The 26,280-nt window shown below is 38.3% G+C and carries 20 protein-coding genes and 1 pseudogene; all 21 read right to left on the bottom strand.

Translation table 11 applies throughout. The features are described 5' to 3' along the window. A complete protein-coding gene (locus LQ188_RS00710) occupies positions 1–1,536 on the bottom strand; it encodes a spore germination protein (RefSeq protein ID WP_230175737.1) in 1,536 nt (511 codons plus the stop codon). Positions 1,537–1,926: 390 nt separating this feature from the next. Continuing rightward, positions 1,927–2,079 (bottom strand): annotated as a pseudogene (locus tag LQ188_RS00705) (LacI family DNA-binding transcriptional regulator); the annotation flags it as partial. Positions 2,080–2,430: 351 nt separating this feature from the next. Then, complete coding sequence (locus tag LQ188_RS00700; protein WP_230175736.1) at positions 2,431–3,276, bottom strand: sugar phosphate isomerase/epimerase; 846 nt, start codon at positions 3,274–3,276, stop codon at positions 2,431–2,433. 102 nt (positions 3,277–3,378) lie between these two features. Then, positions 3,379–4,404, bottom strand: coding sequence for a zinc-binding dehydrogenase (locus LQ188_RS00695; protein ID WP_230175735.1), 1,026 nt, complete (start codon positions 4,402–4,404; stop codon positions 3,379–3,381). Positions 4,405–4,473: 69 nt separating this feature from the next. Further along, on the bottom strand, positions 4,474–5,754 hold the full coding sequence (locus tag LQ188_RS00690) for an MFS transporter (RefSeq protein WP_230175734.1): 1,281 nt from the start codon (positions 5,752–5,754) through the stop codon (positions 4,474–4,476). Between the two features lie 41 nt (positions 5,755–5,795). Further along, positions 5,796–6,767, bottom strand: coding sequence for a sugar phosphate isomerase/epimerase (locus LQ188_RS00685; protein ID WP_230175733.1), 972 nt, complete (start codon positions 6,765–6,767; stop codon positions 5,796–5,798). Further along, positions 6,764–7,939 carry a Gfo/Idh/MocA family oxidoreductase gene (locus tag LQ188_RS00680; protein ID WP_201183707.1) on the bottom strand — a complete coding sequence of 392 codons (1,176 nt, stop codon included), beginning with the start codon at positions 7,937–7,939 and terminating at the stop codon, positions 6,764–6,766. The genes LQ188_RS00685 and LQ188_RS00680 overlap by 4 nt, the downstream gene beginning before the upstream one ends. Positions 7,940–8,500: 561 nt before the next feature. Then, on the bottom strand, positions 8,501–9,685 hold the full coding sequence (locus LQ188_RS00675) for a Gfo/Idh/MocA family oxidoreductase (protein WP_098866254.1): 1,185 nt from the start codon (positions 9,683–9,685) through the stop codon (positions 8,501–8,503). 41 nt (positions 9,686–9,726) lie between these two features. Then, the gene (locus LQ188_RS00670; RefSeq protein ID WP_230175732.1) at positions 9,727–10,887 is read right to left on the bottom strand and encodes a substrate-binding domain-containing protein; all 1,161 of its coding nucleotides are present in this window, start codon (positions 10,885–10,887) and stop codon (positions 9,727–9,729) included. 27 nt (positions 10,888–10,914) lie between these two features. Continuing rightward, on the bottom strand, positions 10,915–11,736 hold the full coding sequence (locus LQ188_RS00665; RefSeq protein WP_230175731.1) for a sugar phosphate isomerase/epimerase: 822 nt from the start codon (positions 11,734–11,736) through the stop codon (positions 10,915–10,917). A 505-nt stretch (positions 11,737–12,241) separates the two neighbouring features. After that, entirely contained in the window at positions 12,242–13,237 is a 996-nt protein-coding gene (locus LQ188_RS00660) for an ABC transporter permease (RefSeq protein ID WP_230175730.1), read from the bottom strand. Then, positions 13,218–14,717 (bottom strand): sugar ABC transporter ATP-binding protein, encoded by a 1,500-nt coding sequence (locus tag LQ188_RS00655; RefSeq protein ID WP_230175729.1) that lies wholly within the window; start codon positions 14,715–14,717, stop codon positions 13,218–13,220. Before LQ188_RS00655 ends, LQ188_RS00660 begins: the two co-directional genes overlap by 20 nt. Before the next feature lie 83 nt (positions 14,718–14,800). After that, positions 14,801–15,970, bottom strand: coding sequence for a substrate-binding domain-containing protein (locus tag LQ188_RS00650; RefSeq protein ID WP_230175728.1), 1,170 nt, complete (start codon positions 15,968–15,970; stop codon positions 14,801–14,803). Between the two features lie 264 nt (positions 15,971–16,234). Next, positions 16,235–17,233 (bottom strand): LacI family DNA-binding transcriptional regulator, encoded by a 999-nt coding sequence (locus tag LQ188_RS00645; RefSeq protein ID WP_230175727.1) that lies wholly within the window; start codon positions 17,231–17,233, stop codon positions 16,235–16,237. Between the two features lie 219 nt (positions 17,234–17,452). Then, positions 17,453–18,433 carry an ROK family glucokinase gene (locus LQ188_RS00640; protein WP_230175726.1) on the bottom strand — a complete coding sequence of 327 codons (981 nt, stop codon included), beginning with the start codon at positions 18,431–18,433 and terminating at the stop codon, positions 17,453–17,455. 310 nt (positions 18,434–18,743) lie between these two features. Further along, positions 18,744–19,922 carry a glycerate kinase gene (locus LQ188_RS00635; protein WP_230175725.1) on the bottom strand — a complete coding sequence of 393 codons (1,179 nt, stop codon included), beginning with the start codon at positions 19,920–19,922 and terminating at the stop codon, positions 18,744–18,746. A gap of 96 nt (positions 19,923–20,018) precedes the next feature. Beyond that, the gene (locus LQ188_RS00630; protein ID WP_230175724.1) at positions 20,019–20,879 is read right to left on the bottom strand and encodes an NAD(P)-dependent oxidoreductase; all 861 of its coding nucleotides are present in this window, start codon (positions 20,877–20,879) and stop codon (positions 20,019–20,021) included. A 212-nt stretch (positions 20,880–21,091) separates the two neighbouring features. Continuing rightward, positions 21,092–22,072 carry a D-glycerate dehydrogenase gene (locus LQ188_RS00625; protein WP_230175723.1) on the bottom strand — a complete coding sequence of 327 codons (981 nt, stop codon included), beginning with the start codon at positions 22,070–22,072 and terminating at the stop codon, positions 21,092–21,094. Next, the gene (locus tag LQ188_RS00620; RefSeq protein ID WP_230175722.1) at positions 22,073–22,783 is read right to left on the bottom strand and encodes an RraA family protein; all 711 of its coding nucleotides are present in this window, start codon (positions 22,781–22,783) and stop codon (positions 22,073–22,075) included. A 116-nt stretch (positions 22,784–22,899) separates the two neighbouring features. Further along, the gene (locus LQ188_RS00615) at positions 22,900–24,642 is read right to left on the bottom strand and encodes an FAD-binding protein (protein ID WP_230175721.1); all 1,743 of its coding nucleotides are present in this window, start codon (positions 24,640–24,642) and stop codon (positions 22,900–22,902) included. Positions 24,643–24,646: 4 nt separating this feature from the next. After that, positions 24,647–26,242, bottom strand: a complete 1,596-nt coding sequence (locus LQ188_RS00610) for a CoA-transferase (RefSeq protein WP_230175720.1) — start codon at positions 26,240–26,242, stop codon at positions 24,647–24,649. Positions 26,243–26,280 lie beyond the last annotated feature (38 nt).

The raw sequence follows: 26,280 nt of genomic DNA, 5'->3' as shown, positions 1-26,280 counted from the left end.
TTATTCATCAAAATCACTTTTCTTTTTTTTGTGATTATGTGGGTGGTATCTCCAAATTGATTTAGGACGTAAATAATTTGGCCTTTTGGATGTTTTACTATAAGAGGAACGGATCAGGCTGTCCGTTAAATCCTCATGCCTAAAAGGATAAAATGGAACTGTATAGGGTGTTCCTAAAGATTCTAACCGTGTAAGGTGAATGATTAAAAACGCAATCCCAATAACGATACCTAGTCCCCCCCAAATAGATGCGAAGAGAATTAAAGGAAAACGTAAAAAACGTATAGTGTTCGACATTTTATAAATTGGGGTAGTAAAGGAAGCTAAGGCAGATAAGGCGACTATAATGAGTAAGACATTACTTGTAAGAGACGCCTCAACTGACGCTTGGCCGATAACAATACCGCCCACTATTCCCAATGTTTGTCCTACCTTTGTAGGTAACCGGACTCCCGCTTCACGTAATAGTTCAATCGTGAATTCCAGAAAAATCACCTCTAATACCGGCGGAAACGGGACATTATAACGAGAAGTACTAAGTGAACCGAATAAATCGTTTGGAATCATCTCGTAATGGTAAGTGATAACGGCTATATAAATAGATGTTCCAAAAATGGAGAAAAGGACACTGAATACCCGTATTAAACGAAAAAAAGATGCAAGAATCCATGGGAGAAAGTAATCTTCAGGTGAAATAAAATAATCAATGATCGTAGAAGGACCTGTAATGACATATGGCGACCCACTACTTAAAACAGCTACTTGTCCGTTAATAAGAGCTTGAACCGCCCTATCCACACGTTCAGTTGGCAGAAGCAAAGGAAACGGTGTAAGGGAATTATCTTCTATAAATTGATGCAGCTGAGAAGTATCAAAAATGACATCAAAATCAATATCTTGAAGCCGTTGGGTCATGGTATTAACGTGCTGCTCACTCGTAATCCCATCAATATGAGCAATAATAACTCGAGTATTTGAAGTAGAACCAATGTTTACTTCCTTCGTAATTAGATCAGTTGTATTTATTTGTTGTCTTAATAAATGTATATTTACATCAATATTCTCAAGAAACCCAATTTGTGGCCCCACCACACTAAACTCATTTTCAACATTATTTTGTTCACGCAATCCAGCTTTATCATTAGATAAGAGAATTAAAGCAACCCTTTGATCATTTTCCTTCATTTGAAGTATCGCATACCCTTTAAGTAACTTTGATTCAGCTTCGTTCCGATTATCTGTTATTACAATATCTTCTATTGCGATGATTTTCTTTATGTCATCAATTTTCTCTAGCCTGCCTAGTTCAAAAGGGGTCTCTCGGAAAATCATTAAAATTTTCAGTTGGAGTTGTTGTTGATCGACCAGTGTATTGTAGTAAGAAATGATTAAATGTCCCGATTCATCTGTAAGTGGAAATTGTTTAAAATCACTGGATTTTTTAACCTTAGCAAACAGCTGGCCAATATCTTGTGAATTCTCAGTCACGACCTGTTTGTCTTTATTATTTCTAATCTTTCGTTTTTTGAAGAACATCTAATCACCTCCCTATTACAAAGGAATTTATATCCTTCTATATTATGTAAAGTCATCCCCATATTTATGTAAATCCGTTTTATAATAAGCGAAAACTCATAATATAAATATAGCTTAGAGTAAGCAAAGGACCATGATCCTAATAGAAATAATCCCTGTAGGGGTAGGGTAGGACAGCAAAACAAAAATTTACAAAGTTAAAACTTTTTCAAAATAAAAAGAGCCAAAAGGCTCTCTTTAATCATCGAATGGAGTTTAAACTCTAATGCTCCCCTCAATTTTATATCTAATTCAGGATAATCACTTAAACCGGTCCATACATTAACTCAACTCTCCTTTTGTTAAACAGTTTGCTTATTAGTGTATCATCATTTTCTGTCAAACCTTTTTAATAAAGTTAGGATGGTATCCTAACTTTTGCATTGCCTTACGAACACGAACCTTCGTTTTTTCACTTATTCGAGTATCATCTGCATTCAATTGAGAAATTATAAAAGTAGCAACATTCGCCAGTTTTTCCACATCTTTTATTGTAATTGCCATAGGTTATTTCTCTCTCCTCTCCTCTCTATAGCCTTTATTTTTAATAATTGGCTCTGTTAAAGAAAAATGTTGATATTGAATGACTGTTCAAGTGTTTTTATCCTTGTTAAATATTACAGGATGAATGTAAGATCACCTTGAATTACTAATAACCAAAAAGAATCCTAAAACAACAGAGGTAGCTACTAGGTTTATATATATAAAGAATAGAGGCATAGCAATCGACTATGCCTCTATTCTTTATAATTTTTCTAATCAGTTTCCAAACCTTAGCAACTTTTTCTAGTATCCTTTTCTTCTCAGAAATCATAGGTATATAACTTCAAATATGATATTTCATAACAATACCTTTTATAAATAATCAATCTCACTTAATTTAGCTTTCAAGTATTCAATCGAAGTCCTTGCGTACCAATCTGGTTCTGCTTGTCTTGTATGAAATCCTACTTCCATTGATAAATACCCATCATAATTGATTTCTTTTAATGCTTTAAGTACGGCCGTAAAATCGCCTCTTCCTTGGCCAGGAGGGAGACGGTCATTGTCCGAAATATGCACATGGTGGAGTTTATTCTTCATTCGATATACATAATCACTTGGTACTTCGTTTCTGTACAAAGCATGGAATGTATCAAACATTACCTTGACATTGGATAAACCAGTTTGTTCGCTTAATAACAAAGCATCATCCGCTGTTTCAATCAGGTTGCTATCTGCAGGGGTTGGCTCAACAACCATAGTTACACCTAGCTCTTTGGCATAATTACCAACTTCCCCCAACCCCTCTAAGCTGTAATTCCAGGCATCCTGTTGAGACATGCCAAATGAGGCCCATCCTGCAATCCACATAACTGTCGGGCATTCCCACTCGTGTGCCAACCGGACAACCTCTTTATAGTGGTTGATCGTAAATTTTCGTTCCTCAGCAAGAAGTGAACTTGGGTTATTACCCGGTCCGCCTCCTGGTGCAGGAAGCATCGATGATACCTTTAAGTTTTTTTCTTTTAAAAGTTTTAAAATTTCCTTCCTTCTTTCCGGTGATAAATAGTCCGGCCAGGCATGAGGAGCTGCACATCCAATCTCAATCGCATCATAACCAAATGATGAAATCCTATTTATTACTTCCTCTAGCGGATAGGAAGGAACCCAAGATGGAAAACTGCTGTATGCCCAAGTATTAAACGAAATGCCCTTCATGATACATAACCTCTTTTCGAATGATATTATCTAACGATTGTTATTTTATCCCTATACTTCGGACCGGCAATGAGAGCTAATAAGTATTTGTATAGCTAAATATTATTCCCAAACAAATACTGCTTTTTCCGTTTTTCTTTCATCAAATAGTCGGAACGCTGTTTCTGCTTCTTCCAGTCTGAATTTATGGGTCACCAATCTTTCAACAGGGAGTTTTTTTCTCACAATGAATTCCGTAATTTCGTCAAATTCCTGGATTGGGAAATACCACGACCCTATGACAGAGATTTGTTTACGGATTAATTGTGCACTTGGTTTAATCGTAGTTTCCTTGCTTTCACCAACAAAGGCAACCCGTCCATGGGCTCTAACGCAATCCAGCGCATCATTCTGAGCAAAAGGGCTTCCTGAACAATCGATCGCCGCATCGGCACCAAGCCCATTTGTAATGCGGGAAATTTCTTCTTGTACGTTTGCATTTTTCCCATTAATTACGTAGGCAGCGCCTAATTCTTTCGCCATTTCTAAGCGCTCATCGAGCATATCGACTGCAATTACAGTCGCACCCAGGGCATTTCCGATCATTACACCGGCGGCCCCCATAGGACCCATTCCGAAAATGACAAGTTTGTCTCTTCCAGAAATCGCTAGTCTTTTTTGGGCATGGAATAACGTTCCGACAGCATCAGTTGAAACGGCAGCTGTTAAAAAGCTCATATCATCGGGAAGCCTCATGCAGTTTTCAGCCGGAACAACCATGTAATCTGCGTCTCCACCGTGGGAATCAAATCCTATGCACTTGAATTCCTTACAGAACATTTTGTAACCACTCTTACAATGGGCACACTCCCCGCATCCTAGTGCTAAATAAACCGCAACACGGTCTCCTGTCTTAAAAGTGGTTACCCCTTCTCCTAATTCTGTTATGATTCCTGCAGGTTCATGACCTGGAACAATAGAACCAAGTTTTGTACCCTCAAAAACCGAAGTTCCATAATATAAACTCATATCACTGCGGCAAATCGCAGATGCTTTCATTTGGATTAAAACTTCTCCCATACCAGGTGTCGGGATTTCCATTTCTCTTATTTCTACTTTTTTGTCTCCAGGAAAAATAACTGCTTTCATGGTTTTCTCCTCCTATTAATAAAGGTCTTATTTTTCATAGTTTTTAATATATAATGTTTTTATTATCTTTTAACTTGCTTGATCTTTGTCAATAAAAGCATTTTCTTTCTGTTTTTGCTTTTCTTCATGCGGTAATTTCATGAATCTCATTAAGAATGCACTAATAAAATACAAGATGGCGAATACCCACATCACACCTTCCACACCGATGCTGCCGATGAATGCCCCAACGATTGCCGGTGCAATGAAGTAAGATAATCCTGCTCCGAAATTTACAACAGCCATTGCAGACCCTTTCTTATCCGGTGCAAGTGAAGTTACAATTGCAGTGATTGGTACGTAACCTGTGAGTGCAGCTCCAAGAAATACTCCTGCAAGAGTCATCATCCAAAAATTACCACCGAAAACCTGTGGCGTATAAAGCAAAACCAAAGTCATTACACCCGAACCAAAGCTTCCAATCCACATAACCGTATTTCTCCAGCCTAACCATTTATCGCTGACATAGGGGATAACAATATCAAAAACAATATTAGCTAACCACATCGTTCCCCATACTTGCAGCCATTGCTCTGTGCTAAATCCGTATTCGGAAGATAAATATAACGGGAAAAAGATTGGCAGTGCACCTATACCTGTCGTATTGATCGTACGAACAATACCACCGATTGCTACTTTTGGATTCTCGTAGCAAATGGTTAGTCCACTAATTAAGCTTTTGAACTTTTCCTTTGGATTGCCTTTCTTAGCTCCTGTATCGCGTCCGACAACATAAATTCCAATTAAACCACCGACTAAAACCCAAGCAACTGCACTCCATAGAAGACCTACATGCCCAATTTTAGGAAGCATAAATGCTGGGAAATAACTTCCGATTACATAAAGCCCCGCAATCCAAGCTGCCCAGAAAACTCCGATTGCTGTCGCAAGGACCTTACCAGGGCTGCGATACGTGACCCACACTAAGAAAGAGTAACAAAATAATGGATATCCGAATCCGCGTAAAGCATAGGTAGGCAACATGACTGAATAGTTAATACTTTGAAGAGCCTCTATAAAAGCAATGTGACCGATCAACCAGATGATCATTCCTAAAATCATCACTTTTCTTGCTCCCCAGGCTTCTGTCAGAACCCCGGAAAAGTAGGAGGCAATAGCCAATACTCCCCCATATGCCATAAATAAGGTAGCAGACTGTTGAACGGTAAAACCTTGTTCAATAAGATATGGAGACAGCCATCCATGCTCAAGTCCGTCCCCAACCATAAAAATCATTGTTGCTAAATATCCCCAAATCATGGTGATAGGAAGGCCGAAGAGACCGCGTTTCGTTCCTTTTATTGCTTTCACTATTAATCACCTCGAATTATAAAGTTAAGGAATGGTGAGCCTTATGCCCACCACATTTCAGTTAATTGCTCTTTAAACATGGTCCCTTTTAATAAGGAAATGGCCTTGCCTAAACCCTCATCTAGCGACGCAAGCATATCTTCATGCTCGATTGAAACAACGTAATCATATCCTACTGCGAGTAGAGCGCTTACAATATCTTTCCAAACTTTTTCGTCTTGTCCATAACCTACAGATCTAAATGTCCAGGAGCGATTTAAGATATCACTGTAATGCTTTGTATCCAGGACGCCATTTACACTAATATTTGCTTGGTCCAAATACGTATCTTTCGCGTGAAAATGATAGATGGCATTTTCTTTTCCAAGCCTTTTAATGGCTTCAACCGGATTTATTCCTTGCCAGATCAAATGGCTTGGATCAAAATTCGCTCCTATAATCGGTCCTACATGCTCCCTTAACTTCAGTAATGTTTCCGGGTTGTACACAACAAACCCTGGGTGCATTTCAAGTGCGATTTGATTGATGCCGTGTGACTTGGCAAATCGAGCTTCCTCTTTCCAATAGGGAATTACGGCTTCGTTCCATTGCCAATCTAGAACCTCGGTGTATTCAGGTGGCCAGGAGCATGTTACCCAGTTTGGAAACCTTGCTTCATGATGATCACCTGGACAGCCTGAAAACCCATTGATGACAGGAACTTCTAACCGTTCCGCTAATAAAACGGTTTTTCTCCAAGTTTCATGTGCTTCTTTCGCAGCCTTTTGATTCGGGTGAAGCGGATTCCCATGACAGCTTAGTCCACTGATAGTCATTCCTCTACTATCAATCGCACGTTTAAATTCTTTAACTTTTTCAGGACTGCTTAATAACTCATCCGGGTTGCAATGGCAGTTCCCCGGATAATTTCCAGTACCCAGTTCAACCGCATCTACCCCCATTTCGGAAAGCTTATCCAACATCGCTTCAAAAGAAAGGTTTTGATAAAGAACGGTAAATACACCTAGTTTCATAGATACTCCTGCCTTCCCTGGACTTTCACCCATTTTTGTTGTTCATGGCTCTCTAAAATCGCATCAGTAATGCACATGGATATATGACCATCTTCAAATGTCGCAAAATTAACTTGTTCATTTAGTAGATCCTTGCCTTCACGAATGAAGGAATAATAATTCAGCATCATATTCTTCATTGCATCCGGCCAACCTTCATTATGTCCGCCTGGATGGTGGATTGCTTGTTTGGCTTCCGGTAAGAACAAAGCAGGATCTGCCTGAAGGATTTCATTCGGTCTTTCACGGTGGCCAATCCATAATTTCTCCGGTTCCTCCTGGTTCCAGAAGGCTGAATGTTGACTTCCATTGATCTCAAAGCTCAACCTATTTTTCCGGCCAGCGCTTACCTGAGATACCGTAAACACCCCTTTGGCTCCATCCTCAAAGCGTACAAGAACGGATGCGTAATCTTCTGTATTGATAGAAACATCTTCATAATTCTTATTTTCTTCTTTTTCCGTTCCAAAAGTGGATCCGTTGTGTTTTTGTTTCTTTCTTACTGGAATGACTGTTGCTAAATCAGCGAATACTTCCGTAATCCGTTTTCCGGTCACATATTGGACGGTATCGCACCAGTGGGAACCGATATCCGCGATGGCTCGTGATTTTCCGCCTACATCCGAAGCCAACCGCCAATTAAAATCTGTCTCATATAATAACCAATCTTGTAAGTAGCTTCCGTGCACAAGATTCACTTTGCCCAACTCGCCATTCTTTATCATTGCTGCCAATTGTTTCATGATCGGGTATTGCCTATAATTGAAGTTGACGCCATGCACGACTTTATTTTCCTTTGCGAGCGCTAACAATTCAGCTGATTCTTGGCTTGACATTGCTAGAGGCTTTTCTGAAACAACATGCTTTCCTGCTAACATAATCTCTTTATTGATCGTAAAGTGAAGATGGTTCGGTGTGCAGTTATGTACCACTTGGATTTCACTATCTTTTAGCATATCGCGATAATCGCCAAAGGCTTTTGAAATCCCGAGTTCAGCCGCCTTTTTTTCAGCGGCCTCCTGACCATTAGCTGCTAGCCCGATCACTTCCACAAAACCAAGCCTTCTGATAGCTTCAATATGAGTAGGTCCAATAAAACCATTTCCGATGACTCCCACTTTAATTTTTTCCATGGTGTGATCCTCCTTAACCAGTAACATATGATTTTCTGTAATCGATTACAAAGTTTTATTCCTTTTTTCCTTTATTTCCTTGATTTCGTGTGAATTAGAGATAATTACATGTAATCGATTACATATTATAGAGATTAATGCTATCTATCTATTCTTATTAGGCTGTTTAAGTATTAAACTGTTTTACAAGAATAATTGTAATCGATTACATTAATAATTGCAACTTTTTTCACAAAATTTATAATCTTTATACTTATTGTATATAGACATTTTTTACCCATAAATTTATATTTTCTCAAAAATAGATGTACTTCTAAATTAGTTAACTCAGTCAGGTCAAAACTGTGTGAGTCTTAAGGTTTGTTAATGAGGGATGCAATAAAAAGGGGGTGACTTGTTTTAATAGTCACCCTTTTTTTATATATTAGAGATAAAAAACACAGAAGTATTATCAAATAACATAGCTCATATAATGAAACCTGCAGGTTTACCAATTTATTTCAGGACTGGCCTGTTTAAGTGTAAATGAAATAACCTTCTACTGATGGAGTTTCCCTTTATTTATTTTACATTTACAAGGTTTTGTTGCAGATTCACCCATGCACCTTTTTCAGCAGATTCAAGGATTGCATCAGAAATAACTGCAATCTGAAACCCATCATTAAAGTCTGGTGAAACAGCTGTGTTTTCTGCAATTGATTTAATAAAATCATAAGTTTCGATTATTTTTGTTTCACCATAGCCGATGCCTAACGCTGGAATTGGCCAGAGACTTTCTCCGTATGGATGGGCCGGACCAGTATAAACTGTTCTGAAGCCTTTGGCATCGCCTGGGTCGTCAGAGAAACAAACTTGGAGTTCATCACGGCGCTCGTAGTTGAAACAAATTGAACCTTTGTCACCATGAATTTCGAATGTTAAGAAGTTGTTACGACCCCAAGCATTGCGTGTAGCCTCAATACTTCCAATTGCTCCGTTCTCAAACTTTACCAATGTAGTAAACTCATCATCTACATCTACAGCACTCTTTGGTACACCTTCAGATCCTTTGATAGTACCTAATTTGTCGACACCACCTGTTTGAACTGGCCTCTCAGGAATCCATGTTCTTGCAAGTGCATTAACATCAGTGATTTCACCGACCAGGTAACGTGCAAAGTCGATTACATGAGTTCCTATATCTCCTAGAGCGCCAGAACCTGCGACTTTTTTCTGGAATCGCCATGATAAAGGTGAATTAGGGTCTGCAGACCAGTCTTGTAGATAAGTACCCCGGAAATTCAAAACCCTTCCAATTCTTCCTTCTTCAATATATTTTTTAGCCAATGCAACAGCTGGTGTTCTTCTATAATTGAAAGCAACCATATGCTTGACCCCTGCCTCACGTACAGCCTCTAACATGGTTTTTGCCTCTTTAGCATCTCTTGCTAAAGGTTTTTCTGAAATAATATGCTTTCCAGCCTTAGCAGCAGCAATCGCTATTTCTGCATGTGAATCATTAGGAGTAACAATATCAATAATATCAATGTCTGGATTTTCTACTACCGCTCTCCAATCGGAAGAATAATTCTCAAACCCTAGACGCAGTGCACCATCCTTAGCTAATTCATCTGTAATATCAACTAAAGTATGACGATGTGGGATTGCTGGTGACGGCCAAAAAAACATCGGCATCCCTGCATATGCAAGTGCATGCGCTTTCCCCATAAATCCTCCACCAATCATGCCTATATTCAATTTCTTCATTTTATTCTCCTCCTATTATTAAATTAGCGATCAATAAGTATTTACTTTCCTGCATTCTGGATTGTATTAGGTGCCTCTGTATGGTAAACCAGTTCCCATGCATCCAGAATATTGTCTTTATTTACTGTTAAAGCTGGTACTGCTATATATGCAGGTGCTTCTTTTCCAAGTAAAGCATAACCAGCAAGGATAGCTTCAGCGATACCCTGGTCATAAGGCAGCTGTGCCCCTAGACCTTTTATTGGCCCACCTGATGCAATATCCAAAGCAACATTTGTGCCTAAATCAATTGTTGTTATGACCATATCCTCTCTACCTGCAGTTCTAACTGCCGCTAATGCTCCTTCAGCAGGTACATCCCAAACAACAAAGATTCCATCTAAAGTGGGGTTTTTTGTCAGCATACCTGATGCAACCTTCTCTCCCTGGTTCGGGTCAGTTATCCCTCCACGTGCAACAATTTTCATATCGGGATACTTTTCTTTAAGGGTTGCTTCAAATGCTTCTGTACGTTGTTTTGTTACAAAGAAGTCAGCATCATGAAAAACCATACCGATCTTCCCCTTTTCACCAAGTTTTTCAGCCATAATATCTGCTGCGGCCACGCCATTTCCATAGTTATCTGCAGAAACAATACTCACATAATCCTTGCCTGCTTCCAGACCGCTAGGTGTATTATCCATAAACACAAGCTTAACTCCAGCTTCAACTGCTTTCTTATATGCTGCAGCAGTCGAGACAGGGTCTACTGGAATACTTATGATAAGATCAGGATCCTTTGCTAGAACAGTTTCTATATCTGAAACCTGCTTCTCTGGTTTAAATTGTGCATCCGTAACGGCTACAACTTCTACGCCCATTCTTTTGAAGGATGATTTCAGACCGTCGATTTGTGCCTTTGCCCAATCGTTACCCGCGTAATGCATTACAATTGCTGCAGTATATTTCCCTTTTTTAATTTTTTCCATATCCTGTTCTGAAAGTTCTAATGTTGTTGCTGAAACTGCAGTTTCCCCATGAGGACCTTTACTAAGAATTTCCTGATCACTCGGTAATTCAGTGTTAATGGTAAGCGGACCCGATGAATTTGCTTCTGGGGCATTTTCAACTTCAGTGCTGTTCGAACTTTCCTGGCTGCAGCCAACTAGTCCAAAAGAGGTAATCAACAAAATCATAGGGAATACCGACAAAAACTTCTTCATAATAACCCCACTTTCATATCCTTTAACCTATACGTTATTTATCTTCACAAACTTAGAAAGAAAATGACGGCTAATCTCTGCCCCTTTTTTTGGATCAGGGTAGCTATCTAATTCGACAGTAACCCATCCATCATAGTTCACTTCATCCAAAACGGTCAGCATCAGGTCAAAATTTTGGTGACCCTCTCCCAAAGGTAAGAAATCCCCATTATGGTAGTCTTTTAAATGAACGTATTTAATACGATCCCAATACTTTTTTATAACATCTATCGGTTCTCCACCACCAGCTTCAATATGAGCAGTATCCGGGCAGAGATTTATCTTTGTTAATAGCATTAGTTTATCCAGTTGCTTAGGGGACTGTACATTTGTCCCTAAATGTGGATGGTAACTTGCTATAAGGTCATACTTTTCAGCAATGTCTGAGACAATATTAAGAGCATTCCCTAACGCTATGTAATCGCTATCCAGGATACCATTCGAACGGATTGCCCCTCCCCCGACTATAAGGTGTTTTGCGCCCGCTTTTGATGCCAAAGCAGCTACCGCCTCTATTTTTGATAATTCCTCTTCTAATATGTCAGGAAAGATAAAATTCCCACCTGTGTACACACCAATAAAATCTAAGGAATTCTCCCGTATCAAAGACTTAAATTCTTCCACTCGATCTTTGTATTCCATTAGGTTTCCATCGAAGATCTCAAAACCTTGATAGCCTGCTTCTGCTATATCTTTTAACGCTTCCTCTGTTGACCCATTTGCTAGATAGAATAAATCCTTCACTGAAGTGACTCCTGCAGGATGGCCAATTACTCCACCCCAGGTATTCGTATGATATCCCAATTTCATTATTTACCCTCCAATTCGAACTGATGAAAAGCCTTCTTTAAAACCCTAGAATAATAATCACCTCCTAAAAAGGAATAATGAAAAACTAACCCTGTATCATTTAGTTTTCTATACTCTCACTGATCGTAAGTGGTATCTAGTGTCCTAGACGTGCTATCGATTTACAGGGTTGTGCTAGTATTCCTACAATTATCAAGTTTTATTGTTGCAGATTCCTATAAAGAGATACCCAATCCCAAGAACGATCCTTTAAATGCTTAAAGAAGTTGTTATTTCCAGGTATAAACATTAAATCAAATGTAATCGATTACATTTTGAATTGTTATATATTTGAAAAATCTAAACCGTTCTCAGTCAAAGAAACCACCTCAAACAAAGCTGAGTCATCTGATTACTTCAATGTAAGTGGCCCGATAAAAACCCATTTCAATATTCCCACCTGATTTTTTGTTCACATCTCATCCCTGCTCTAGTGGTTGAAACCAAATGAGTATTGAATCGTTTACTATCTTTTCAAGGCTTTCTTACCGAACGCTACAGCCATGATAATGATCATTCCTTTAACAATCATCTGTTGGCTCACATCTAAGCCCATGATTATTAATCCGTTGTTAATAGTTCCAATCATCAACGATCCAACTACAGTCCCAACGATGGTTCCTACGCCGCCAAATAAGCTTGTTCCGCCAAGAATGACTGCTGCGATAACGGATAGCTCATCGCCCTGACCAAATGTATACCTCCCTGCATGCATACGTCCTGCATATAATAAACCTGCCAAACCCGCCATTAGGCCCGTCCCAAGAAAGACTATAAGTTTAATTTTCATGGTTTTTACACCTGAGAAACGAGCGGCACTCTCATTCCCGCCTGTGGCAAGGGTTTGTCTGCCAAAAGGTGTTTTTTTCAATAGAATATGAGCAATAATAGTCAGAATTAATGTCCACACTAATAAGATAGGAACTGCACCAATGTCACCGGATCCAAAGATAAAGTTAAAAGAAGCATCAACGATCGGCACCGGTGCAGTGTCTGTTATCCACATCGCTACCCCTGAAATAGCTCCCAACGTTCCAAGCGTAACCAAAAAGGAAGGGATTTGTACTCTTGTTACTAGCAATCCGTTAATTAATCCAACTAGTAACCCAGTCGCCAAGCCAACTGCTACACCACCTATCGCTCCATAACCAGCCTGGATGGCCAATGCACCTGTTAATGAAGATAAAGCGGCAATAGAGCCAACAGAAAGGTCAATTTCACCTGTACTGATAACAAATGTCATCGCTAGTGCCATGATTGTGATAGGAGCTGTTTGTCTAACTATATTCATAAAGTTATCTGAGCTCAAGAATCCTTGGTCAGAAAGGCTAACCGAGAAATAGAATAATACTCCTATAAAAGCTATATAAACGATATAGTTTCTCCATTCAAATCCTTTAAGTGATGTAGTTACATTGTTTCTAAGTTTGTTTTCAACTTTATTAGTGACCTTGTATTGCATATTGAAGATCCTCCTCTGTATCGATTTCTTTTCGATTGAGCTCCTTGATGATCGCTCCTTCGTGCATGATGACCACACGATCACTCATGGCCAGCAGTTCTTGAAGCTCCGAAGAGATAACAAGTATAGCCTTGCCGCTGTCAGCAAGTTCACGAATGACATCAATAATTTCTGATTTTGCACCAATGTCTACCCCTACTGTAGGTTCGTCGAGAATAAGCACCGTTGGATCATTCGCCAGCCACTTGGCCAAAACAATTTTTTGCTGGTTTCCACCTGAGAGCAAACCTGACTTTTTGAAGATATTGTCTGTCTTGATATTAAGTTTTTTAACAAACTTGTTTGTAATTTCATTGGACTTTTTATCATCAAGCAAAAAGCCTCTTTTAACCTTCGAAATGATTGGTAAGACCATGTTCTCTTTCACACTGTGCTCCAAGATTAATCCCTGTACCCTACGGTCTTCCGGAATAAGGGCTATACCCGCATTTATTGCGTCAGTTGGACTTTTTATGGTTACTTTTTGTCCATTTACAATGACTTCTCCACTATCTTTAGGGTCTACCCCAAATATGCCTCGGACCATTTCTGTTCTTCCGCTTCCCATCAGTCCGGCCACACCAAGTATCTCACCAGGATAGATGCTTAAATTTACATTATTGACTTTTGGTCCTGACGATAAATTTTTTACCTGTAATACCGGCTGGGCAACTTTAGAATAACTTCTTTCTTTCCATTCAAAGGCCTTATTAAATTTCGCCCCTACAATATGATGAATAACAGATTCCATATCAGTATTTTCAATGTTATCTGTAGCTACATGCTTTCCGTCTCGTAAAATCGTAATACGGTCGCAAATCTTGAAGATTTCATCCATTCTATGTGAAATATAAATGATAGAATACCCTTTTGCTTTTAGTTGATTCATAAGCATAAATAGTATGTCTATCTCATTTTGAGTAAGCGAGGAAGTCGGTTCATCCATGACTAATATTTTGGCTTCCTGAGAAAGCGCTTTAGCAATTTCTGTCATTTGCCAGTACCCTACTCCAAGTTCCTGGACAATGTCATTAGGGTTGATATCGACACCTAATTCATTTATGATTTTTTCTGCTTTTAAAACAAGTTCTTTATCATTAATCAGCCCAACAGAAGTTTTGGCTTCTCTTGTGAGAAAGATATTTTGTGCAACTGTTAATGTCGGAATTAAACTAAACTCCTGAAAGATCATAGATATAAAGTTTTTTCTAGCATCCTCATAGCTATTGATTGTTACTTTTTCATTTTCAATTAAAACTTCTCCTGAGTCTGCTGTATAAACACCCGTTAAAATCTTCATTAAAGTAGATTTACCAGCACCATTTCCACCCATTAAGGCGTGTATCTCTCCCTTATTGATAGAGAAATCAACATTGTCAAGAACCGTGATACCGTTGAATGCTTTAGATATTTTTTTCATTTCAAGTATTGGCTGTCCCAAAGCTAATTCACCTTCTTTATTTGTAGAAGGTATTCATTTCAGAATAACTTCATATAATTTAATGATTTAATTAGTAGTAGATATTATTCAGCTGCATTTTGAATGATCTCCGGGGCATCCACTCCGTAAATTAGCTTCCAGCTATCCAACACGTTTTCTTTGGTTACAGATAGAGCTGGTGTAGCGACATAAGCTGGTGCCTCTTTCCCAAGTAGTGCGTATCCTGCTAAAATAGATTCTGCTACGCCCTGGTCAAAAGGTAATTGACCGCCTAGGCCTTTTACAACACCTTCAGAGGCAATTTCCAATCCAACATTTGTGCCTAAGTCTGTTGTAGTGACTACTAAATCATCTTTCCCTGCTGTACGAGCAGCTGCGACGACACCTTCAGCAGGCACATCCCACACCACGAAGATACCATTAATATCTTTGTTTCTAGTTAACATTGCAGAAGCTACTTTTTCTCCATCATTTGGCCCCGTAATTCCCCCCCTTGCTACGATTTCTATATTTGGATACTTTTCTCTCATTGTTTCTTCAAAAGCATCCGTACGGTTTTTTGTTACAAAGAAATCAGCGTCATGGAAAACAATACCCACATTTCCTTTTTCACCAAGTTTTTCAGCCATAATATCAGCTGCGGCAGCACCGTTTCCGCGATTATCACCAGACACGGCACTGATATATTCCTTCCCTGGTTTTAAACCCTTTGCAACTCCATCCATAAATACTAGCTTAACCCCTTGTTGGGCTGCCTTTTTAAACGCCGGTGCTGTTGAAACTGGGTCTACTGGAACAGAAATCATTACATCTGGTTTTTTTGCTAATACTGTTTCAATATCTGAAACTTGTTTTTCTGCTTTGAATTGAGCGTCCGTCACTGCAACTACTTCGATTCCCATCCTCTTGAAGGATGCTTTCATCGCATTAACCTGGGCTGTCATATAGTCTGTTCCAGAATAGTGCATAACAATAGCAGCTTTATAATTGCCTGCTTTAATTTTTTCAATTTCTTTTTCAGTAAGCTTTAATGTTTTAGCCGAAACTGCTGCCTCACCATATGGCCCCTTATCCATAACTTTTTTATCCGAAACCTTAGGATTTATCATTAAATCACCAGTGCTTGCGATAGTTGCTGTTTTAGTAGTGTCTTTACCGCCTTCCTTTGTAGAAGCGTCTTGGTTACCACAAGCTGCCAGAGCAAGTGCACCACTTATAATAATTGCAGAGAATATGTAAGATTTCTTTTTCATATTAATCCTCCCATTTGGTTCATTCATTATTTTTTTTTATCGCTTTATTCAAGCTTAGTAAGTAATAAACCAAATTTCCTCTTGTATTAAAGAAATCAATCACCCCCTTCAATTTGTGTAATCGTTTACACTTCAAAGGACTCTTTTTTCTTAAAATCAGTCAAAGGTGATATACATAACCCCCTTAAGACATGTAATGAGGGTATGTATCATGTATTATCCATTTTATAGTTTGTAATCGATTACAAATTGTAGAAAAAATTTCTATTTTAACCTTTTGCATGATTCCCGAACAACCAGTTTATCATCTAAAATATATTGGCTTTTCTCTAGATTAACTTTACTTATAATTTTAATTAGTAATTCCATGGCTATCCTCCCAATGTCAAAGGATGGTTGAGCAACCGTTGTTAATGATGGCTCAAAAATGGAAGCAAATTTAATATCATCAAACCCAACGACTGATATGTCCCCTGGAACACTTAATCCTTTAGATTTTATCGCTTTTATCGCCCCAATTGCCATTTCATCATTAGCAGCAAAAATAGCAGTCGGGGGTACTTCATTCGCTAATAATTTAAGCGTTAAATTAAAACCACTTTCATAAGAAAAGTCCCCCTCCTGTACCATTGTTGAGAGTATAGGTAAGCTATGTTGAGCCATTGCCTGATTATATCCCTTTAAACGATCGCGACCTAACACGCTATTAAATGGCCCGGATAAAAAGCCAATTCGTTTGTGGTCTAAATTAATCAGATGTTCCGTTGCTTTTCTGGCACTGCTAATATTGTCAATCGATACAGTTGGAATTTCAAATCCTTCTGTATACTCACAAGCAAGGACAACAGGAAATTGTTTTGCAATGTCCTCTACTACTTGTCCATCAATTCTTGCAGTTAACAATATCATTCCGTCCGCCTTTTTTTGTTGAAGAATATTTAAGTATCCACTTTCACGATCCACATTATTAAGAGCATCTCCCAACAATACTTGATATCCACTTTCCATGGCTACGGATTCTATCCCCCGTAACACCTTGGAAAAAAATGTATTCGTAATATCTGGAACAACAACAAGGATTGTTTTTGTTTCCATTCTTCGAAGCTGTCTGGCAAGAACATTAGGCTGATAGTTTAATAATTCTATCGCTTTCAGGACTCTTTCTTTTGTATCACTTTTTACGGTACCGGATTTACTTATCACCCTAGAAACTGTTGCTGTGGAAACATTCGCTTCCTTAGCAACATCAACAATTCTTATCATATTTTAAATTCCTTTCAAGATAAACTATCTTCCAATATTGTAATCGATTACATTTTAAATTGCAATAATATTTTTAATATTTAATTTTTGATTACTATTATCTATCAATAAAATCTTCGATTTTTAAAATTATTCTTACTGTTTAACAAGCACAGATGAAATAATCATAACATCCTCCTTGGACGTGATATATTGACAAATTCATAACCACCTAATGGATTATACATTCAATACTTTATTGTTGACCCCCTTATATAAATAGGCTCCACCCACAACACCTGCATCATTTCCTAACGACGCAAGTTCTAATGTTAAAGCATGGTAAGCCCGAGGTAACGTATATTGTTTTAAATACTTTTTCAATTGTTCTAGCAAGAATTCTCCTGCTTTCGAAACCCCTCCGCCAATAATCACCATTTCAGGATTATTTATATGAATAATGGTACTAATTGCAATTCCTAAATGTTTCATTGCTTCATCAACTACATTAAGAGCATAAAAGTCCCCGCTTTCCGCAGCATTTAATACATCTTTGGCTTCAATTTTCCCGTTATCTTCTTTAATTACATTTAAATCAGTAGAACCGGAGTGATTTTCAATCATTTCATTTCCCAACCTTACCATACCAGTTGCACTTGCGATTGTTTCCAGGCAACCCACTTTTCCACAACCACAAACAATTCCATTATCCTTTGAAAATATATGTCCGATCTCTCCACCCATCCCATTAATTCCTCTTACCACTTCTCCATCTACAATGACTCCCCCACCTACTCCGGTACCGAGCGTCACCATTAAAATGTTTTTCTTTCCTTTTCCAGCACCCATCCACATCTCACCTAAAGCTGCTAAATTAGCATCATTTTCGATGGCCACTGGTAGTCTAAAACCCTCTTCTAATTCCTCTTTCAGTGGATAGTTTTCTTTCCAAGGTATATTAGGGGAATATGTTACACATCCGGCAACTGAATCTACAAATCCTGGAACACCGACACCAACCCCATTAAAAGAATCCATCTCAAAATTAAGTTCAACTATTTTTTTGTTAACGGTTTCAATAATGTCACCAACGATTTTTACGCCGTTATACGAGATATCTGTCGGTATTTCCCACTTCGCTAACGTCATTCCATCTAATTTTATAAAAGCTAATTTTATGCTTGTTCCACCAATATCAATACCAATACACTTATCTTTCAAATATAACAACCACCTAACTATTAATGAATTGCAGTTCCTTTCTCAGAAACAAAAAATGAAAAAGAAACGGGAAAAGGTACTATTCTTTTTTTGTAAATTCCTAAACAAGTATACAATGATTTGCTTTACTTTAACAGGTACCTTACTTTTGTTTTTGTAGCATGTCGTAAACTTCAAAAAAAAAAGGGACTTACACAGCGTTTTAAATGTTACAAACACACAATCTTTTAATTAATTGTAAATTCCATTTTGATATGGACCAAGTAGCGCATACCAGCTTTTCTTTACATCGAAAACGGGATCACCGTCTTTAAATTTTTGTGTTTATTTCAATTAAATTTTTCACTTTAATAACTTCATAAAACCTTATAATGCTCTCTGCCGTTTTCTCTAAGTTTTCTTTTCCATTAGCTAATGCTTCTTCTAAAGAAGATGCCCCTTGCAGTATACTAAATAAGGAGTCAATCCCTTTTTCATATAGTATATCAATATCACCACTTACTCTTCCTGCCAGCGCTATTACCCGTTTATTATATTTCTTGGCCACAGTTGCAACTCCATATGGCGTTTTCCCGTATTGTGTTTGAAAATCAATACTTCCTTCACCAGTCCAGACCATGTCAGCGACTTTTATTTTTTCTTCTAAACCAGTATATTCTATTACCATATCAATGCCTTTTTTCAATTCTCCATTTAAAAATACAATAAGTCCAGCTCCCAGTCCCCCAGCTGCTCCTGCACCGGGAATATCTAATACTTCCTTGTTCAATTGTTCTTTTATGACATTGGCATATTTTCTTAAGTTACTTTCTAGTATTTCAACCATTTCTGGATTGGCTCCCTTTTGAGGTCCAAAAATACGTGATGCTCCACTTTCTCCACAAAGAGGATTGGTCACATCACAGGCTATTTCGACAACTACATGTTTCAAACGAGGATCAAGTTCTGTTAAGTTTATTCTAGCTAACTTTCCTAACTCACTGCCACCAAATCTGAGTTCCTTTCCTTCTTTATCTAACAACTTCCCACCTAATGCCTGTACAACACCTGCTCCGCCATCATTAGTCGCACTTCCTCCTATGCCTATCAATAATTTTTTAACTCCGTGATCTAAACAGGCTTTTATAAGCTGTCCCGTTCCATATGTTGTTGTAATTAGCGGATTTCTTTTTTCTAATGGGACTAATTGGATTCCACTTGCGCTAGCCATCTCTATTACTCCGGTTTCCCCATCTCTTAGAATCCCATAGTGTGCTTCCACTTCGTTTCCAAGTGGCCCAATTACATTTAACGAATGAAATTCTCCTCCAGTAGCATCGACCAAAGATTGCATTGTACCTTCGCCTCCATCTGCCATCGGTACATGAATGCAAGTAATCTTATCATTTACTTTTTTTATACCTCTTTCCATTGCTTCACAAGCCTCTTTGGCTGTCATGCTTTCCTTAAATGAATCCGGTGCTAAGACTATGACTAAATCCTTCTCCATATTAATCACACCTTCCCATAATGATTATGAATGTAGCCACACTGAATTACAGTACCTTATGATATCCAATAGATCTTCGTTAACTTCCTTACACTTTTAAGATAGAATGTTTTTACCAATTGCTGAGAAGTCCTGTTCTCCAAACTCCTTCTCCGAAGTCTTATAAAGTTGAAGCGCAAAAGAAGAAAGCGGCAATTCCTTATTTTTCCCCTCGTCCACAGCGATCTGGATATCTTTTTTCATTAAGCTAAGTTTAAATCCTGGTGCAAAATCCCTTTTTAACAAGCTATCCAACTTGTTCATCAACATCCAAGAAGCCCCTGAACTGTTCCCTATCACTTGTTTCAACATATCCATATCAACATCTAGTTGTTCAGCTAAAGCCACGGCTTCGGCCGAAGCAATCATCTGAATACCTGCCAACATTTGATTAATTGCTTTAATTGCTTTTCCTGCACCAATAGAACCTACCAAATAAATACTTTGTGCCATTGCCTCCAACACTGGTCTGGCTTTTTCCAGTACTTCTGAATCTCCACCTGCTATTACAGTCAAATTTCCTTGTTCAGCCCCAAATGTTCCCCCGCTAACCGGTGCATCCAAAACACGAATCCTTTTTTCCTGATAAGCAGCATGAATCTTTTTCATCATTCCAGGAGAACCTGAAGTCATTTCAATTAATATCTTGTCAGAGTTGAAACTCTTCAGCACTTGATCAGAAAGCAGCACATTTTCCATTTCATTGTCCGTAGGTAGAATACTAATCAAAACCTGGCTATGTGAAATGATATCTGCTATCGATATGTGCTCAATCGCTCCATACTTTTTTAATTCTTCTATAGGTTTTCGATTTTTATGAGATGACACATGCAATTCATAGCCTTTTTTTAGAACATTCTTTGCCATAGGCATTCCCATTGCTCCAAGTCCGATAAAGCCTACACTTTTTAATTCCATTCAGCAAACTCCTCCAGTTATAATAGTTATTACCTAAATACAAGAAGCGAGGTGTGGAAGCACATAAGTAAGTGCCTTCCCCCACTTCTGTTTAAGTCGGAAGATTGATATAGTTAAAGCTCATGTGTTGTATTATCCGTATCATCATAAAAAACTGATTTTTATTTTGAATCATGTAATTTCCCATTTCAAATGAGTAGCAATTTTTTTAACTAGTTATTAAAACAAATATCGTTTAACAAGTTTTGAGGTTTTTCATTTTGTAAAGCTGTCATTAAATTAGTCATGGCGAGATTAGCCATTTTCGTTCTAGTTGCAATACTCGCGCTACCTATATGCGGAAGAGTAACCACATTTGGTAATGTTAAAAGGGGGTGATCTAAAGAAACAGGTTCATTTTCAAACACATCAATACCTGCCCCCCAAATCTCTCTATTTTTTATAGCGTTATATAAAGCTATTTCATTTACAATTCCACCTCTAGCCGTATTAATAAGTACAGCATTCTCTTTCATTAATGAAAGTTGCTCCGATCCAATTAGATTTTTGGTTTCTGTAGTGTAAGGAACCATGACACATACAAAATCTGATTCTAGTAAAAGGTTTTCAAGTGAGGTATAGTTTATGCCTAATTCATACTCTTGTTCATATTTACGGCTTCTACTAGAATACAGGACCTTCATATCAAACCCTTTTGCTCTTCTTACTAATGCCTCTCCAATCCTACCTAAGCCAATTATCCCCAAAGTAGCTCCATGTATGTCCAGGCCAGTCAGTTGCATAGGAGACCATGTTTTCCATTCACCACTTTTCAAATAATCAGATGCCTCTATTAGACGGCGAGCTGTTGCCATTAAAAGACCAAACGTTAAATCTGCTGTGGTTTCTGTTAAAACATCTGGTGTATTCGTGACCATAATGCCATGTGTAGTCGCACTGTTAATATCAATATTGTTATAGCCAACTGCCATATTAGCGATGATTTTAAGGTTTTTTGCTTTTCTTATCAGTGCATCGTCTATTGTTTCTGTTAATAAACATAATAAACCATCAATCTCTCCAATTTCTTTTTCAAGAATCTCATAGGGTATGGGAATATCTTCGTGATCCCACATTCGTACCTCGCAAGTTTTGTTAATTCTCTTTACGGTTTGTTCTGGGATTCGCCTTGTTATATAAACTTTTGGCTTCATTTAATGTCCCTCACTACTTATTAAAGATTCAGAAGTACTAAAAATTTCACAGCCCTTTTCCTTCAAAGTACTATCAACCCAACTTCTATCTACTGTCCCTTGCTCAATTGATTGAAAAATCTCTTCCTCTCTTTGAGCTTGAATTTTTACTTTTTGAAGGATTTCTTCTACATTTTCTATAGGGACAACTATAAGACCATCTTCATCCCCTACGATAAGGTCACCTGGGTTGATAATCATACCACCAAGAGAGATGCGGACATTGATTTCACCTGGTCCATCTTTATATGGGCCACGATGAGTTACTCCTTTTGCATAGATAGGAAATGAATCATGTTTGAAAGCTAGTGAATCCCGAATAGCACCGTGAATCACAAATCCTGCTATACCATTTTTTTTGGCTATTCTTTGCATAATCTCCCCAACAATTGCGTTTGTTGTATCCCCGCCTGCATCAACTACAATAACATCACCAGGTTGTGCTAGATCAATTGCTTTATGGACCATTAAGTTATCCCCCGGTCTTGTTTTGACTGTTAAAGCTGTACCTACAAGTTTTCCCCCTTTATGATAGGGTCTTAAGTCAGAAATCGCACCTTGCAGCCGGCTCATATTATCACTGATATGAGGAGTGACAACGTTTTGGAACTCCTCGACTATCCTTTTATCAACACGATTTTCAACTGGAAATACTCTAAAACCGATATTCATTTTCCTAATCTCCCCTTTTTAATTAGCTTCCAATTATTTGTGAGTTTCCCTTGCCATCTTTTAAAAGGAATACTATCCGATTGATATGAAACTCCCCTACATTGAGGCTTTTACAATCATAGCTGTACTTCACTTTTTCGTGTCTTTGGCCATTGTCGAGTATTTATTTGCATTTCTCCATCTATTTGAGTGACATAAATACTGTTTATCCAATTTAAATCGTCTTTTTCAGGGTAATCCTCTCGATAATGGCAACTTCTACTTTCTGTACGTGCTTTTGCAGAGATAACAATTGCTCGGGAAGTGACGAGCATATGTTTAAGGTCAATGGCAGTAAAGAGATTATTCTCATCAATATTAAAATCTCCATTTACTATAGAACGCTCGAGTTCATCAATAAGTGTAAGCGCTACATTCAAGCGCTTATCGTTACGGATAACCAAACAATTTTTATACATAGTTTCCTTAAGTAAATGGATGGCATCATTAAGTTCTTTTTCGCCTTTGCTGATTGAAATTAATTCGCTTAAATCATCTAATACAGCTAGGGATTCTTTTTCAGGATTTTCAGTAATTTCTTTTTTGTCAGCATAAGCGGCTGCTGCTTTTCCAGTACGGTAGCCAAAAACTTGTCCCTCAGCCAGAGAGTTTCCACCAGGACGGTCCGGACCACGCACACCTCCTGCTGTTTCCCCTGCGATAAATAAACCGGATATATTTGTGGTACCATCTGGGCTTTCGATTAAGGCTCCTCCATTCATACACTGAGCTACAAGTGCTATCTCGAACTGATCTTTAAACACATCAATCCCTTTTGACTTCAGTACACCTTTTGTCTTAGGCATTTTTTGTTCTACGGTGCCTTCAGAACCATCAGGCATCGTACACCAAACTCCCCCGTTAGGGGTGGGATTTAACTCCAATTCTTTCTGAATGGAAGTATCTAAGTAATACGCAGCTGTTGAAATGGTGAATGGAAATACTTTATGGTTATAAACATCCTCAAGTTTGACATGTGGAGGTACATGCTTTTTGAGAATATTTTCTCCTTTGGTGTTTGTGAGTATAGGTTTCGGCTTCCACACCGGTCCAGATAATAATGTGATGGAAGGATTAATCACTCCTGGTCCGATTTGAATAAATTCCATATTGATGAGAGGGATACCTAGTTCATAGGCCATCGCATATCCATTTCCGGTCATATCTGGAGTCCCTACACCATATTTATAAACATGATGAGCCCCTCCACACGCAAGGATAATGGACGGTGTTTTGTAAAGAATGATCTCTTTTGTATCCCTATTTATACCAAGTGCTCCTGAAATGCTTTTGTTTTTATCGATTAATAATTTAAACACCATAATATTTTCATCAATGGGCACGTTATGTTTTTTAATTTGCTTTGCTAGCGCAACTAAAATGTGACGCGCTGTTACGCCATTTACTCGGCATGTTCTTGGATATGTGGCAAAATCACTCATACCTTGTACTAGCTTTCCGTTTTCTTCTTTATCAAAGTTTAACCCTATGTTCCTAAGATCTTGAATACGATCAGGAACTTCCGAGGCAAGTGTCCAAACTAGTTCAGGATCAATAAAACCTCTTCCAGCATCTAACGTATCTTCATAGTGGATTTCAGGATGATCTCGTTCATCTGCATGGCCAATGGCTGCCGCAATCGCTAACAATTCCGAAAATGCTGTTGCAGTAGAGCCACTTCCAAGCCATTTTGATTTTACAGCGATTCGAACACTTACACCAGATTCGACCGAAGAAAGAGCAGCTCTTGCTGCAGCTCCACCACCTCCCACAACTAATACATCTGTTTCAATGATTCGACCAATTTTTAAGTAAGACACTCCGTTACACCCTTTCCATTAAAACTTCATTTTTAGATTCCATGAAAAGCGATGGCTCCATCAACTTTAGATTAGAAGAAATAGTAATTTCACAATCCACATTCGAAAGAATATCTTTTTTCACATCAATCCCGGGTGCATGTTCAATAAGGACCAAGCCTTTCTCCTCTAAACGGAAAACACAACGTTCCGTAATATACAGAATTTCTTGCCCTTTTTTCAAAGCTTGATTAGCGTTAAAGGTCATATGTTCGATGGATTGGATAAATTTTTTATATCGTCCCTCATTTTTGATTTTTATCTTACCTTCTTCCACAGATACCTTTAACCCTCCACTTGTTAATGTCCCACAAAAGATAATTTTTGGAGTTTTATGAGTAATATCGATGAATCCACCGGAACCCCGGTAGATACCATTAAACTTACTTACGTTTACATTTCCACTACCATCAATTTGGGCAAATCCTAGAAAGGTTGCAGATAATCCCCCGGCTTGATAAAAATCAAAGATTTGAGGTGAAGTTACAAAAGCCTCTGGGTTATTATGAGCTCCAAATACTTCTACCCCCATTGGAACACCACCAATAGCCCCATGCTCTAAAGAAAAGGTAATTTCCTTGAAGAAATCTCCTTCCAGAGCCAATTGAGGTAAATCTACAGGAATACCTACTCCTAAATTAACGATAGCTCCTGGAACAATTTCTTTTGCTGCTCTGCGAAGAATCACTTTTTTAGCATCTAATGGTAAGTGTTTTTTTAATTGACTAATAGGCTGTTTAATTTCTCCTGTCCAGCTAGGGTTATAATCTGGAAGTAGACTTTGCTTTTGTTCTTCGTCTATCACTATGGCATCTACTAAAATACCGGGAATTTCTACCGAACGAGGGTGAAGGGTATTTTTTCCGGTCACACGCTTAACTTGAACAATGACATATCCCCCATTAGCCTTTGCTGCCATGGCCATTTCCAGTCCACTTAACGTCGCCGGTTCTTCTTCTAAGGTAATATTTCCACTTTCATCGGCGGTAGTACCTCTTATGATTGCCACGTCTATTGGGAAAGACGGGTAGAATAAATGTTCATCTCCATCAATCTCAAGCAACCGAACAAGCTCATCTTTTGTATGCTCATTTAATTTGCCTCCATCATATCTAGGGTCCACATAGGTATGTAAACCAGCTTTTGTCAAGAGCCCTGGATGCCCTCCTGCAATTGATCTAATTAATTGAAATAAGGTCCCCATAGAAAAATTGTACGCCTCTATTTCATTGTTACGAATCATGCCTGCCACTTTTTGATTTTCTTTAATATGAAAGCTACCGCTTATTAGGCGTTTTAACATGCCTTTGTGAGCAAAATGCTCAAGTCCTGTCCTTCTTTTAGGGTCCCATCCTACTCTGACTGGTGTAATAACAGATAGATTTTTAGGTTCATCTTCAGTTAAAAAACGTTCCTCAAGCGCAGCTAGAACTTTTTCTGGACATAGGATCGAGATTAAACCACCAATCGTAATGGACGCATTACTTGGTATATTTTTAACTGCTTCTTCAACAGAAACTACTTTGGAGTTACTAATTTGGTTGTAAGATGCTGTGCTCATCCCATTTACCTCCTAGTTTTCTTGATTAAAATTCCTCA

It is taken from the genome of Peribacillus sp. Bi134 (assembly GCF_918698065.1).
Taxonomy (GTDB): Bacteria; Bacillota; Bacilli; order Bacillales; family DSM-1321; genus Peribacillus.
Note: the sequence above shows the minus strand (reverse complement) of the source record. Positions and strands in the feature narration are given on the sequence as shown.